Genomic DNA, 12,664 nt, shown 5'->3' on the forward strand with positions numbered 1-12,664 from the left:
GACACCTGCCATGATGGGAAGGTTCTGAGCCGTTTTACAGTCATTTCTCTTGGCGGTGGTCAGTTCGAAAAACGTTGGTGTATCTGCCTTCGGGTCATACACCGTATGAAGCTTTATGCCGCCTTTGGTTTTTCGGAAATGCGCCCACTCAAAAAAATACTGGCCGCCCGAGTGCTGTTGGCATCTGACAATGAAGAGCGCTTTGTGCGAGAGACACCCAAATGATAATGGTGGTTGTGGCAGGTATTAAAATTCTCAACCAGATCCCGAATGGAAACCCGGCTGGCCAGTTGAGCAAACATCATGGCAACGAGTTGAGTCCAGCATGACAGAGTTCTGATGCGATGATCCCCGTTGTGGCGATCAACGACCTTCTGAAACTGGTGACGTGGGATTGTTTTGAGTAACTGTTGGAAAACGCTGTTATGATACTTCATGCCTGTCTTTTTTGTTTTGTGAAATAGCTGTCTCGACAACCGCTATTTTACCGCAAACCACTAAAGACAGGCATCTCACGCCTTTCTCGATTTTTTTAACCGGACAGCAGTGACTCAAAGCAATTGATCAGCAAGCAGTTGCGAGAGGGTTCAATATCATCGGACCTTCTTTTGAAAAGACTCAAACTGCTTCATCGCAGCCCCAAGTGTAAACACAGTCCAACCTGCTGACTGGAGTAGTGCTTGCTCTTTCGGATTAATAAGCACGGCCACTTTATTTCTAGGCCAGGCCAGATCAATTGAGATGACCTGCATACCACTCTTAACCATAACCCCAAGGTCAGGGGTGGGCAGGTGATATCGACGGCACTTACTGTTAAGACCTTCTAAGGCTGTGTCAGAGAACTCTTCCAAGCGATCGTAGTCAAAGACATCAAATTTATGTTGTTGTCGACGTAGATTATTGATAGCCAGAGAGTCTTCACGACTGACATGAAGATGGCCGTGGTGAGGCTGTTTCTTATGACAGTTTGCACAGAGGCCGCGTAAGTTCTCTCTACGATTGTCAGTCTTATTACCGTTTATGTGATGAACATGAAGAAGCCTGGTATGATCTTTAAGGTCAACTCCACAGTGCTCACAGTGATAATTCAATTGCCTCCGGATTTTGGTAGAAATTGCGGCCCAGTTTGCAGTGTACCCTGATTGGCCCGAAGCGCTGGAAGTAGGCAGGCTTTTAAAGAAAGAGCTATAGGTTTCAAAGAAGCTTTCGAAGTTGAAGTCAGTGAATATTGCCCCTTTCTCTGCCCATGGCAAATCATCATAGCGTTGGTAGTTGAGAACTTTGAGGCAGTTCTTACAGACACCAAGGTCAGACTCTCCCGGAACATGCTCTCCCGTTTCAGGGTTCGAACCGAAAACGGGAAACAAACCGTCCATACGGCTGATTACGTCATACCGTCCAAACCTGCCAGTATTACGCATGAATTCTAGCGTTGAGCACTCGGCAATATGGATTCTGCGTCCTTGCTTTCCATCATTCAGAACTACCAGAATGTCATCACCCTGATCGGGAATGTAGAGCATCACCTGATGCCCGTTATAGTTCAGAACCCCTTGGGAACCATCGATTTCATCTAACTGGATATCTTTACCGAGTACCTGCCCCTGCAGCAAGTCTGCAGCGACAGACTCAAGCTCTGAACTCTGAGCAGCAATGGAAAACTCAGCAACTGAGTAATTCAACGGTGCGACAGCACGATGTAAGGCACTGAAATCAGCTGTCAGCTTCAAGATTCAGCCTCCAGAATACGTTTTATCTGGATATCGGCATTAGTAATAGCCCTGAACGATACTCGCCTTGAGCGACGACTATCCTCCTGCCCATTGGCCTTCATAATTAAACGAGATGATGAAAAACCAACAGCGGCGATATTGCGCTTTATCCAGTCAGTTTCATCAGGTACCAAGCCATATAGGTAGTAAAGAACTGAGCGGGTACGTCCTTGAGAAAGTGACATGTTTTTGAAATAAGCTTGCTTCTCGGTGCTGTTGGCATTCCATGCACTACTGGTATGCCCCTCGATTCTGACCTCGTCCAGTGAGTTTCTGTAAGGCTTCAGAACGGCGAGGTAGCGAGGAAAAAAGTCATTCAATATCGATTTAAAGCCAGGCTTTAGATTGATCTTACCAAGGTCGAATAACACTTCTGGCGACTTGAAGTTAAAGGACAGAGTTTCTTTATCTATCTCTGCACCCCACCTTTTAAGGTCATCCTCAAACTCAGCCATCAGCGAATCGTAGATGGCCACTTGGTTTTCCTGGTAAGCGACAGCGACACTCTTGATCTTTTCATTTTCTTTCTGGGTATGAAGCATAAAGACAATGGCTATGAACAGAAAAACCATCATCAAACCAGCCATTAGATCTGAGATGGTAAGCCAGTGTTCACCATTCTCTCCGGTATCTCTTCTTCGTCCGAATATCTGTTCCATTATGCAGCCTGCTGTCTCACAACTTTCTGCATAGCTTGAGTCAGCCTAATGTAGTCTTCAGTGAATTTACCGGTAACCTGTGCAAGAGCTTGCCCCATTTCTGTCATCACACGGTTAACTTCCTGCTGCATGGACTGGTCAATCATCTTCAACTGGCTATCGACAGCTTCTCCAGTCAAGCCTACCTGTTGTTTTACCTGCTCTTCCATGGCTTCAAATGTCTTGCGAGCCTGGTTCACCTGCTGTGTAGCGGCTTGTTCCAACATTTCGCCAAGCTGCTTTTGAAGTTGTTCGGTTGATTTCAGCATGGCATTACGAACTTCACTGGTATCTGTCACCAGATTCTGGTTTGCTTCATGCATGGTTTTATTCATGGACTGAGCGTCAATAACTAGCTTTTCAACCATATCTCTGACGGTATTATTCAAATCACTCACTGCATCTTCGAGGTGCTGTTTAATCGCTTCAGTCTGAGTTTGCAGGTAGTCTGAACTAGTTTGCAGGCTTTCATTGGTACGGGCAGCATTATGTGTAAATTCAGTGACTGCGGTATCAATGGTTTTTCCAACTACCTCAATACCCTTCTCTGTTTCAGATGAGAATTTACCCAGCAGGTCTTCAGACGTTTGAATATGGTTTTGAATATAGCGGTCAGACTCAGTCAGAAGCTCTTTATAGTGACCGTTTGCCGTAGTAACTGCTGCTGAGATATCCGAAACAGTTTCTTCAACCTGGCGACGAATTTCAGGCACAGCCTCAATCGCGCGGTCACGCATATCCTTGAACGCTTCCAGATGCTTCTCTAGTTCGCCAAGCTGCTTCTGGTTAACAGTCATGACTTCGTGCAGATTTTCCATGGTTTGTGGGATCATCTGAGTCTTGTCACTGATTTGTGCGACAGAGGTTTCGGTAGCAGTAATAGCCTGAACACCCTGCTCATACTGAGTATTCATCTGCTCAAGCTGGGTCTTATAGTTATCCTGCCATTCAACCAGCTTATAAACGGCATCATTCAGCTGTTTGAAGTTCTCACCGAACTGCTCGGTGAGGTTATTGTTAAAGTCAACAATAACCTGCTTCAACGCCTCGATGACCTGTTCAGTTGCGGACTTGGATAACGTGTCAGCAAAATCCTGAAGCTTCAGCCACAACTTGTCGGAAAAACCATCGAACTTTTCCTGTTGATATTTGAAGTGCTCAACTTCCTGATTGCGTGAGAGCTTCATTTGATCACTGAAGTCTCCACGCAAAATCTTCATCTGTCCGACCAGGGTTGATTCTTCATTGCCCACCAAGGACTCTTTCAGTTCTTTAGTTGCTGTCAGCTGCGCCTGCATTGTGGCAAGTATCTTTTCTGGAGAAGCATCAATTACGGCTTCTTCTTGTTCAGGTTTCAACCAAGGTGAAGTCGACAGGGTTTTCAGCATCAAAGAACCCAGCATACCAGCCAGACTGGTGAAGAATGCTGTTTTCAGGCCAGCAAGCAGAGGGGGAATACTGGCTTCAATGTTATTCTGATCAAATTCCATCAAACCTAGCACGATGCCAAAAAACGTACCAAAGATACCGAGGGTCGTTAGCAGCGTTGGTGCATAATTGACATAATCGCTTGCTTTTCCCTGCTTTCGAAGTACGACTGCAGAAACAAATGTCAGAAGAATAAAGCCCAGAAAGACAATGTTGGTTATTGAATCAAAGAATTCCATCTATGACCTTTGTGAAATGATGTCGGACAACTGCAAAGTGGTTAACTATGGGAGTTGTCATTAGGAAGCAAGTATCAAGCTTCTGATCTTGAAGAGCAGTAATATTATCATCTCACTGCCTTATAAGACTATGAGGGCGATGTCGTTCATTCTAAGTATTTTCGTTACTGTAATCTGACTGTCCTTGTGACTACCTCTGCCTCCGTCAGGCAGGACAAAACATTTCAGGTGGGGAGATAGATATTGATTCTTGAGTAGGTAAGCTCTTGGGCTATCTCGCAACCTTTTCTTCTTCAGAGACTGCGGCTGTTAATAAGTCGTCAGTACGTGTTTGAATCACTTCAGACTGTTCTGTTTTTGAGGGGAGCTGGAGGGATACCATCCCCCGTTTTAGCTGTATTAAACTCTGCAAATCCTTTCTGCCACTAAACACTTTGCCCAAAGAGCTATAACCGGTACTGTAATCAGCATGGTGTAATACCTCTGAAAAGGGCACTGAAGGTACGCCAGCGATCAGTCGATTCAGTAGATACTGAAAAAACAGTCGTTATTTACCAATGAGGGGGTACACATCGCCAGTAGTCAGATTCTGAGAGTGCTATTGTCCGCAGGCATGACAAAAGGAACAGGTGAAGCCCTGAAGGAGATTCCCCGGAAGACATTATCCACCAATACAGAGGAAATCTGGGGGGCAGCCCATGAGTTGAGGCTTTCTGCAATAGTGAGTACTTTTCGAATTCCTGGTAGTGCTTGGTAAGCATCGTCCACTGGCTGACCGATAAAAAGTAAAGCTTCTGTGTTGATGGTATAGCTATGTAGTGCTGCTCGAATTTCATGATAATGCTTTGGCAAATCGCGGGCATACCAGACTGGCAGTGAGCCGGAGCGACATTGGGTGCGGCCGCACTCCCATAACACTCCGGGTATCCGTTCTATGGGAGGTTGGGTCTCTGTACGCTCCAACATATTCGCCAGTACCAGGGGCAACCGGTCAAACAACACTCGGTATCGAAGAGAATGAATGGAACTGAGATTGAGCACTTCCAGGGACTCTTCATCTTCTTCATTAAATACCGCCGTCCAGAGCCGGGAGTTATCAGAATTCTCGTCAACGGCTTCAAATACGGGGCATCGCTGCCCGTGCACGCTGATATTGAAAGTATCCTGATACTCCACCAGCAATCCCATCTTTAGAAGAACAGGTAATGCTTTAGCAGCCTTTGGTAGAAGTAGGTGCAGAGTTTTATGATCTATTGTTCCTTCACCTGAATCTGCGAACTGATAAAGCCAGCCTATGGCCTGGTGTGGGTTCATTCAAAAACCTCATCAATCCCCGCCACCAGCCCCCAATCTTTCAGGCAGTTATTCTTGATGTCTTCTTTAATACTGGACGGCAAACTTGTCGGCTGAAAACTGCAGCTGTTGCCAGACAAATTCATTTTGATTTCCTGCCATCCCTGGCTGTTAAGCTTCTGTCGTTTCAGCTTCAACTGGGCTTTTCTCACCACGCAGATAGCCTTGAAAGGTGACTTGTCACCGAACACATCCTGAATTTTTTGATGATATGGGATCTGTCCATCAAAGCTCAGCGAACCTTTGATGCGATGCTGAGGAAGCTCATAATTGAGGCTGAGAATGTCATCAATCTCAATACCATTAACAGACGTAAAACTACGAGGTTTCAGTAAGCGATTCAGGTCGTACTGCTGCCTGGATATGTCGCGGACTTCCAAGGTATCCAGCAGATATTTTCCCACCAGCGTTGCCAGCTTCTTGCGCTCTTCTGAGGTGCGGCCAATCAGCTCAAGGCACCCTGAGCGGCTGTCGTAAAGAATAACGAACTCGGTGACGGGTTTTCTGGTGGTTTTGCCGAGAGTGCCAGTATCATCAAATTCCAGCTCCGTACACGGCCCTTGTTGTCGAAAAATATTTATCTGAGTGATCGATGTACCCGGATGCACGCAAATGCTCACCTCGCAATGCAGTTCTCCCGGCATGCGTTTACATAATGCATCTTTGAATTCGTCCGCCCGAGATCTGATTTGTGCTGCAGAAAACCCGGCTGTTGCTTCAAAGCGTGCCCAGCTACGAACTTTGCCTTGCTTCTGATGAAATCCGAGCAGCATCTCGGCATTCTCAAAGGCATCACGAGCATGAATATATACCCACAGCCCCCTGTCGTATTCATGGGGCAGTGCATCCAATTCATCATGTTTGCCATACACAAGGTAGAGAGCATTCTGACCTTCGGTGTTACCCATTCGCTGGACACGTAAAAGGTCTTCCTGCATGAGGGCTTGTGTTCGATCCGGCAAGCTGGAGACAAAGGCTAACAGTTCCTCGGGAATAGTAAGAAAATCATCCCATTTCAAGGTACCAGGCGCAGGACAGCCGTGATGGCAAAACAGATTTTGCACGCTGGTACGTGAGGCGCGATTGATAATATCAATCCAGACTTCCATGTATCATTCCGTTATGAAGTTCATCCTGAACTGCTTCCGCTATTTAACCTGCAACAACCTGTATAAGCTGCCAACACTCAACAACTCCACTTAAAGCCCCATATCCCTGATCGACACCTCTGGTTTGCCAGCAGACAATAAAACCCATGGGCGCATATGGAGGAGCACCTGTGGCACAAACATCAACTCAAAGTCGGCAGCATATGATCGCGGAACTTCTAGCATTGGCAATACAGCGCAAGTGGCAGAAAGAGAGAGGCCAGAATAACTGTCTGAGACGACTGGATAGTGCCCCGGGTTCATGCCTGTATCAGACCCCCAAAACCAGACTCAGGGGTTGATGATGAAAAAGAAAGGAACGCTGGCGGCTCAGATTGCCGGGTTGCCAAAACTCTCCACGATAGAAATGCGTCGTTTATGGCGGGAGCTGTATGAACGGGAACCTCCCAAACTGAGCCGATTGCTGCTGATTCAAAAGCTGGCCTGGCGGATTCAGGAACTGACCTTGGGAGGATTGGATGAAGAAACCCACAGGGCCATTAATCAGGGCATTAGCCAGATCGGCCGTAAGGGAGCAATCCCCAAGCCACGTAAGGTTAAGCCAAGGACGGGGGTCACCTTTGAGCGACTCTGGAATGGTTGCACCTATACCGTGATCACTCAGGAAAACGGGTTTGAGTATGACGGCGACATTTACAAAAGCCTGACCGCTGTTGCCCGCAAGATTACCGGCACCCATACCAGTGGCCCACGGTTCTTCGGCCTCAAAGACCAGAAAACCATGGTGGGATGGAACGACACTGAAAAGGAGAAGGTATGAATCCGGCAACCACGGCGGCACCGGTACGCTGTGCCATTTACACCCGTAAATCCACGGAAGAGGGGCTGGAACAGGAGTTCAATTCTTTGGATGCTCAGCGGGAATCTGGCGAAGCGTACATTCGTGCCCACAAGGGGGAAGGCTGGGTGCAGTTGCCTGATCATTACGACGATGGTGGTTTTTCTGGTGGCAATACTGAGCGCCCGGCCCTGAAGCGTCTATTAGCTGATGTTGAAGCTGGCAAGATCGATACCATTGTTGTCTACAAGGTTGACCGCCTGACTCGTAGCCTGGCCGACTTCGCTCAGCTGGTGGAGGTGTTGGACAGAAGCGGCGTGTCGTTTGTCTCGGTGACTCAGCATTTCAATACCCGGGACAGTATGGGACGCCTGACGCTCAATATTCTGCTGACATTCGCCCAGTTTGAACGGGAGGTGATTGGCGAACGGATTCGGGACAAATTCGCCCTGTCCAAGCAGAGAGGTAAATTCATGGGCGGTCGAGTGCCGACCGGTTATGACGTTAAGGATCGCAAGCTGGTGATCAATCTGAAAGAAGCAGCCGGTATACGCCTGCTATTTCAGAATTTTGCCGAGACTGGCTCTATGACAGAAGCCTGTCGCCGTACAAATAAAGCCGGTTATACCACCAAACGAAATGTATTCAGTAACGGTCAAGTCTCCGGGGGAACGGGATTTGATCGCAAGAATATTATTCATATTCTCAAAAATCGCATTTACCTGGGTGAAGTGCCCCACAAGGGGCGTTGGTACCCGGGTGAGCACGAAGCCATTATCAGCCAGTCGTTGTGGGACGAAGTTCAAGGGTTGCGTTCCACCGGGACGACAGCCGAGAAAAAAGCGCACTCTCAGCGCCATGCGACTGGCAGCTTTCTCAGTGGGCGAGTTTTTGGTCCGGATGGCAAAGCCCTAGTAGGCACCTCAACCCGAAAGCGAGGCAAACGCTACCGCTATTTCATCAGTAACACCGTGAACAAAAAGGGGTACGAGCATGCCCCCCTGCCGATGATTGCTTGTGATGAATTGGAGAAAGTGGTGTTGGAGAGCTTGGGGGAAATGCTTCTAGCTCCGGAGTATCTGGCCAGAGTTGAAAAAATTCTTGATCAGAATGAAGAAGATAAAGGCCTGTGGCAGAGCCTGTTAAAAGATGTTGGGCAGATCTGGTTACTGCTGTTCCCCGAGGAGCAAAAGCGATTGTTTCAACTGCTGGTGGAACGGGTCACTGTTACAGCCGAGAAAATCATCATTCGTTATCGCATCAATGGCCTGCTGTCTGTCATGGCGGAAGTGAAAGAACAACAATCCCTGCAGGAGGCAAGTGTATGAGCTGGATGACCCATGGTTATAAAAGCCTGGCTATTGAGGAAGGTGAACAGATTTTGGAGATCACTGTTCCCATCCGGTTTGTCAAAGCACGAGGCCGCAGGCGGCTCTACGGCGAGACAACTGTTTACAGCGAACCGACGGACAACACTCTTAAGGAAGCCCTGGTCAAGGCGCATCGTTGGGAGCGTAAGCTGCTGCGAGGGGAAGCCACCAGCATCCAGACGCTGGCCCAGCGGGAGTGTGTGGACAAAGCGATATGTCCAAGATTCTGCGGCTGACCACCCTGGCACCTGAAATTCAGGCAGACATTATGTTAGGCGGTGGGAAGTGGCCTTTGAGTTTTGCCCAGCTGAAGGGAGGGTTTCCTTTGGAGTGGGGGGAGCAGAGGAGACATCTTGCAATGGTAATGGATGCCCCTCTTTTTGACCCTTAAGCCAGGAAGATCTAATGGCTAGCACATATGAATATTCAGGCCATTGTTAGACCGAAAGAATAGACTCAAGTATGCAAATGCTTCGGCCAGGCTGAAATTCCCCAAAAGAGCAAACAAAAATATACGAGCCTTGATCATTTTTCTCAGTCACGTAATGTAGCTTCAGGCCTCTCTTGCTACCGCTGTGAATTGCAATGTTGTCGAATTTTGTAACTGTCAGCCCCAGTGCAGAGGATACATCGTCAGGGGCAATACTAAAATTTTCATTCGACAATTCACGGAGTGGTTTTAAATCTCCCGGCTTGATCTGATGTCTGTCAGGTCCGGTTTTAATGTCACAGATGAACGAAGAAAGTTCCTCTGTCCTGCCATCAAATAATGTGGTTTGCGTGGACGAAATAATATTCACAAGCAGTAGGTGTCTCTCATTCACTTCAATTATTCAGAGGTGCAAGGCTTGTTTGAGGGTCTCGATTTCTGAGGCAGATAGGTAGTCGCCTCCATCCGGGTGGATGATTAAGAGCCCCACTCCAGTACGAATAGTGCTGATTATACTCCGGCCATTCAGTTGGCAGATCTCTTGGCCTGTCTGCTTAAGGGGAGCAGCCTGTTCGCTAGCAGTAACGCACCATTCGTTGGCCTTCGGCCCTTGTGCAAGTAGAGGAGAAGAGGTTGGCTTTCCTGAGGAAATTATAAATAGATCTGACTTTATTATATCGATGGCAAGCCTAGCTAGAGGTTCACCTTCACGATATCTTTTGAAGGCTGCACGTAAACTGCTCATTATTTGATCCTATCAATTTTTTTAAAAAGAGCGGCAAGGGTTGTGTGGTGGATTTTTGACCAGTAGCTAACTGCATTTTTGAAATTAACATCTTCCAACTTTGATTGCCTGTAGCTCGTGAGAAATTTTTCTAGCTGGAGAACTGCGGGCGACGAGTCGCTTTCTAGTAAACAGGAGTGTGGTAGTAGGCCACGAGTTTTTAATCGATGATATGCAATCAGATTCATCTGGACGCTATAAAAGTCGTCGGTGCACAGTGTCAGGGACTCAAGATATTTGAGAAAGGCCAAATCAAAAGAGTTGCTGTTCTGAATGTTATCTTTTGCATAGTTTGCAACCCACCCCGTCATGTGACTTATGAAAGCATGTTTTCCATTTTCCCGATTTCGGGAAAAGTAGCTTCCCAGCCCCCTGAAAAATGAATTTGTCTCACCATTTTCCACTGCTATGGCAAACAGGTTATCGTCATTCACTGTAAGAGCTCCGAACTATTGCTGAACATATTTATGATATTGTCGACATTGCCGTTGTGAACGATCTTATCTCCACCAGTTAGTGTTGCCTCCCTTGTACCACTTTTAGTGAAGCCTCCAGGAACCCACTCGTGTTCATAAGCTCCGTACTCATTCCCTGTAGGCATTTCATAGCTAAATTCTGGATCTCGTGGAGGAATTTTCACATAGGCTATCCTGACATTCTCTAGGTTTGTTGTTTCTCCAAGGTTTAGTTCATCCCTAAGAACACGCCAGTCATTCCCTGCGGCTTTATACTTGGCAATGACAACATCCATCTCTGAGCTGAGGCCTACAAACTTACCAGCCTCTTGGAACGACTGCCGATCAGGGTTATCACTAATGATCCAGTCTTCGACGACAATGAAGGCTCCCCCTTCGTTTTCAAACTTCTGTAGATGGGCATCAACATACTCTTTGTCGAGGTATTCTGTGACGTCTGTTGGCCTGTTGCCACGCTCAAGGTTAATAATTCTGTCGTATTCCTCTTGGGTCATTGGAACGTCGGGGGGCACAGTGGCGTCAGCAGTATTGTCAGCAGATCTTTTGGCTTTATATGCTTCTTCTTTAATTGATGCTGGTGGTTTTGAGCTCACTTCATGAGGCTTGCCTGCAGCTTCATCTTGGTTAAGACCTGAGAGCCCAGGGCCAGCCTGGCTTGAAGTGTTCTTGGGCCTAACCGGTTTTCTTCCCTTACGCTTAAGATCAGCAACACTCTCAAACAGCTTCCCTGCTTTACCCAGCTTTTCCATCAAGCGAGCCTTGCTGCCCAGGCTGGCAACAGCCCCTGCACCGCCAGTAGCTGCCGCTAAAAGAATGGTTAGCAAAACTTCAAAGGCTGCGGTACCTGCCAGCTCTGCTATCTCCAGGCTGTGCTGGGCACGGGCATAATCTTTGGCAAACTGGGTTATGAGAGTCTGGCTACGTTCATCCTCCCAGAGAAAATTGGCAAGATCCCAGGCTTCGGAAAACATCTCAACCGAGATTTGGGTGGGGTCAAAGCCCAAGGCTTCAACCAATTCTCTGTATTCTCCTTCTTTCCAATCGGTGTAGAAGGTGACACCCCAATCTTCGAAAGTGCTGGTGCGGACGGTTTTGATAGCCGTTTTACTGATGCGATGCAGGTGTTTCTGTAGGGAAATGACATCGTGTACGTCATTGATCCATACCAATAGAGATTTGCCCGCTTCATAAGCGCCTGATCCAAAGCGTACCAGGTGTGCTCCAGTTTTCTGTAGCTCTGTTCGCTGTTGGTGTGTTTGCTCAATGGCTGCCGCTTCAGCCCGTTCCGCTGCAATAATCTGATTCAGCTGGTTGCGAATGGCGGTATAGGTGGCTTCTACCTGTTGGCGGCGTTGCTCGGCACCGGGATCAACGGTATACACATACAGGCCGCCGGTACTTAAGCGTGTGGCCAAAGCATCTCGGGAGTTAAATCGCGAACTTGCTAAAGAGGGCCTCGCACCCAATGATGGTGTGAATTCGACGGCCTCTAATTGCCTTTTACTCTGTGAGTCCAGGTCGAAAATAAAGCGTGAAGCCCGTCCCTTATCGCCTAGCGGTATGCGGTCATAACCATGAGAAAAAGCATTGGGGGTGATGAGAAATCGATCACCGTTAAGATTTCTCACGTAAAGATCTGTGCGGGCTCTTCCTTGCACGACAATCATCCTTGGAATTTTTATTGTGGGAGGCATTGAACCAGAATCAGGAAACCTTGACTAGGGGAGTCGCTGGGAATGAACGAGGGCTGTGATAAGTGGGGGTGTTTTTTCGGAAGATATGCTTAGGCACGACATCGTGCGAACTGCAAGCGCCGTCGTGTATCGTCGTTATAACCCAGTGATCTTACAGGCAAAAATGATGGTTTGAACGAAAACGCAGAAATCACCCACCAGCGGCAAAAGTGCGCGGTAGACAGGCTGTTTTCAGGGAGGTAAATCGGGAGCAGTCTTCTGTAGAGGAGTGAAATGGCAGGCCACGAGAGAATCGAACTCCCAACCCCCGGTTTTGGAGACCGGTGCTCTACCAATTGAGCTAGTGGCCTGCAGAAGACGAGGCAAAATATACCGCGGCGAATTTCGGAAGTCTATGTTCTTTCAGGATTTTTTCTTCTTTTTGTTACATTAATCCTCGTTACTCACCCTGTCGCTTACTTCTTCTTTTATAT

The 12,664-nt window shown here is 47.6% G+C and carries 12 protein-coding genes and 1 tRNA gene; 4 read left to right on the forward strand and 9 right to left on the reverse strand.

Annotated elements, in window-relative coordinates; all coding sequences use genetic code 11:
• Nucleotides 1-113: 113 nt before the first annotated feature.
• The 6 genes from QMA35_RS19180 to QMA35_RS19205 all read right to left on the reverse strand — a co-directional run bounded on the left by QMA35_RS19180 (nt 114) and on the right by QMA35_RS19205 (nt 6,599).
• Nucleotides 114-437 (reverse strand): DUF4372 domain-containing protein, encoded by a 324-nt coding sequence (locus tag QMA35_RS19180; RefSeq protein WP_281648760.1) that lies wholly within the window; start codon nt 435-437, stop codon nt 114-116.
• Between the two features lie 156 nt (nt 438-593).
• On the reverse strand, nt 594-1,730 hold the full coding sequence (locus QMA35_RS19185) for a hypothetical protein (RefSeq protein ID WP_281648761.1): 1,137 nt from the start codon (nt 1,728-1,730) through the stop codon (nt 594-596).
• Nucleotides 1,727-2,431, reverse strand: coding sequence for an OmpA family protein (locus QMA35_RS19190; RefSeq protein WP_281648762.1), 705 nt, complete (start codon nt 2,429-2,431; stop codon nt 1,727-1,729). The genes QMA35_RS19185 and QMA35_RS19190 overlap by 4 nt, the downstream gene beginning before the upstream one ends.
• Nucleotides 2,431-4,137: a hypothetical protein gene (locus QMA35_RS19195; protein WP_281648763.1), complete on the reverse strand. Its 1,707-nt coding sequence runs from the start codon at nt 4,135-4,137 to the stop codon at nt 2,431-2,433. Before QMA35_RS19195 ends, QMA35_RS19190 begins: the two co-directional genes overlap by 1 nt.
• Nucleotides 4,138-4,719: 582 nt before the next feature.
• The gene (locus QMA35_RS19200; protein ID WP_281648764.1) at nt 4,720-5,451 is read right to left on the reverse strand and encodes a hypothetical protein; all 732 of its coding nucleotides are present in this window, start codon (nt 5,449-5,451) and stop codon (nt 4,720-4,722) included.
• Entirely contained in the window at nt 5,448-6,599 is a 1,152-nt protein-coding gene (locus QMA35_RS19205; RefSeq protein WP_281648765.1) for a hypothetical protein, read from the reverse strand. The genes QMA35_RS19200 and QMA35_RS19205 overlap by 4 nt, the downstream gene beginning before the upstream one ends.
• Before the next feature lie 301 nt (nt 6,600-6,900).
• Here QMA35_RS19205 and QMA35_RS19210 point away from each other — a divergent pair, with 301 nt between their 5' ends.
• Genes QMA35_RS19210 through QMA35_RS19225 form a run of 4 tightly spaced genes read left to right on the forward strand, consistent with a single transcriptional unit; the run spans nt 6,901 to nt 9,198 of the window.
• Nucleotides 6,901-7,419, forward strand: a complete 519-nt coding sequence (locus tag QMA35_RS19210) for a DUF2924 domain-containing protein (RefSeq protein ID WP_281648766.1) — start codon at nt 6,901-6,903, stop codon at nt 7,417-7,419.
• On the forward strand, nt 7,416-8,765 hold the full coding sequence (locus tag QMA35_RS19215) for a recombinase family protein (protein ID WP_281648767.1): 1,350 nt from the start codon (nt 7,416-7,418) through the stop codon (nt 8,763-8,765). The genes QMA35_RS19210 and QMA35_RS19215 overlap by 4 nt, the downstream gene beginning before the upstream one ends.
• Nucleotides 8,762-9,043, forward strand: coding sequence for a hypothetical protein (locus QMA35_RS19220; RefSeq protein WP_281648768.1), 282 nt, complete (start codon nt 8,762-8,764; stop codon nt 9,041-9,043). Before QMA35_RS19215 ends, QMA35_RS19220 begins: the two co-directional genes overlap by 4 nt.
• Nucleotides 9,022-9,198, forward strand: coding sequence for a hypothetical protein (locus QMA35_RS19225; protein WP_281648769.1), 177 nt, complete (start codon nt 9,022-9,024; stop codon nt 9,196-9,198). The genes QMA35_RS19220 and QMA35_RS19225 overlap by 22 nt, the downstream gene beginning before the upstream one ends.
• Nucleotides 9,199-9,981: 783 nt before the next feature.
• On the opposite strand, the gene QMA35_RS19230 is transcribed toward QMA35_RS19225, so the two are convergent.
• The 3 genes from QMA35_RS19230 to QMA35_RS19240 all read right to left on the reverse strand — a co-directional run bounded on the left by QMA35_RS19230 (nt 9,982) and on the right by QMA35_RS19240 (nt 12,541).
• Nucleotides 9,982-10,455, reverse strand: coding sequence for a hypothetical protein (locus QMA35_RS19230; RefSeq protein WP_281648770.1), 474 nt, complete (start codon nt 10,453-10,455; stop codon nt 9,982-9,984).
• On the reverse strand, nt 10,452-12,155 hold the full coding sequence (locus QMA35_RS19235; RefSeq protein ID WP_281648771.1) for a hypothetical protein: 1,704 nt from the start codon (nt 12,153-12,155) through the stop codon (nt 10,452-10,454). Before QMA35_RS19235 ends, QMA35_RS19230 begins: the two co-directional genes overlap by 4 nt.
• Before the next feature lie 310 nt (nt 12,156-12,465).
• Nucleotides 12,466-12,541: transfer RNA gene (locus QMA35_RS19240), tRNA-Trp, on the reverse strand.
• Between the last annotated feature and the right edge of the window lie 123 nt (nt 12,542-12,664).

It is taken from the genome of Parendozoicomonas sp. Alg238-R29, assembly GCF_947331445.1.
Classification (GTDB): Bacteria; Pseudomonadota; Gammaproteobacteria; order Pseudomonadales; family Endozoicomonadaceae; genus Sansalvadorimonas.

Excerpts from the sequence above, each read along its gene's own strand:
- QMA35_RS19190 (WP_281648762.1), bottom strand. The coding sequence starts at position 2,431 with ATGGAACAGATATTCGGACGAAGAAGAGATACCGGAGAGAATGGTGAA.
- QMA35_RS19200 (WP_281648764.1), bottom strand. The coding sequence starts at position 5,451 with ATGAACCCACACCAGGCCATAGGCTGGCTTTATCAGTTCGCAGATTCA.
- QMA35_RS19205 (WP_281648765.1), bottom strand. The coding sequence starts at position 6,599 with ATGGAAGTCTGGATTGATATTATCAATCGCGCCTCACGTACCAGCGTG.
- QMA35_RS19195 (WP_281648763.1), bottom strand. The coding sequence starts at position 4,137 with ATGGAATTCTTTGATTCAATAACCAACATTGTCTTTCTGGGCTTTATT.
- QMA35_RS19210 (WP_281648766.1), top strand. The coding sequence starts at position 6,901 with ATGCCTGTATCAGACCCCCAAAACCAGACTCAGGGGTTGATGATGAAA.
- QMA35_RS19220 (WP_281648768.1), top strand. The coding sequence starts at position 8,762 with ATGAGCTGGATGACCCATGGTTATAAAAGCCTGGCTATTGAGGAAGGT.
- QMA35_RS19225 (WP_281648769.1), top strand. The coding sequence starts at position 9,022 with ATGTCCAAGATTCTGCGGCTGACCACCCTGGCACCTGAAATTCAGGCA.
- QMA35_RS19180 (WP_281648760.1), bottom strand. The coding sequence starts at position 437 with ATGAAGTATCATAACAGCGTTTTCCAACAGTTACTCAAAACAATCCCA.
- QMA35_RS19215 (WP_281648767.1), top strand. The coding sequence starts at position 7,416 with ATGAATCCGGCAACCACGGCGGCACCGGTACGCTGTGCCATTTACACC.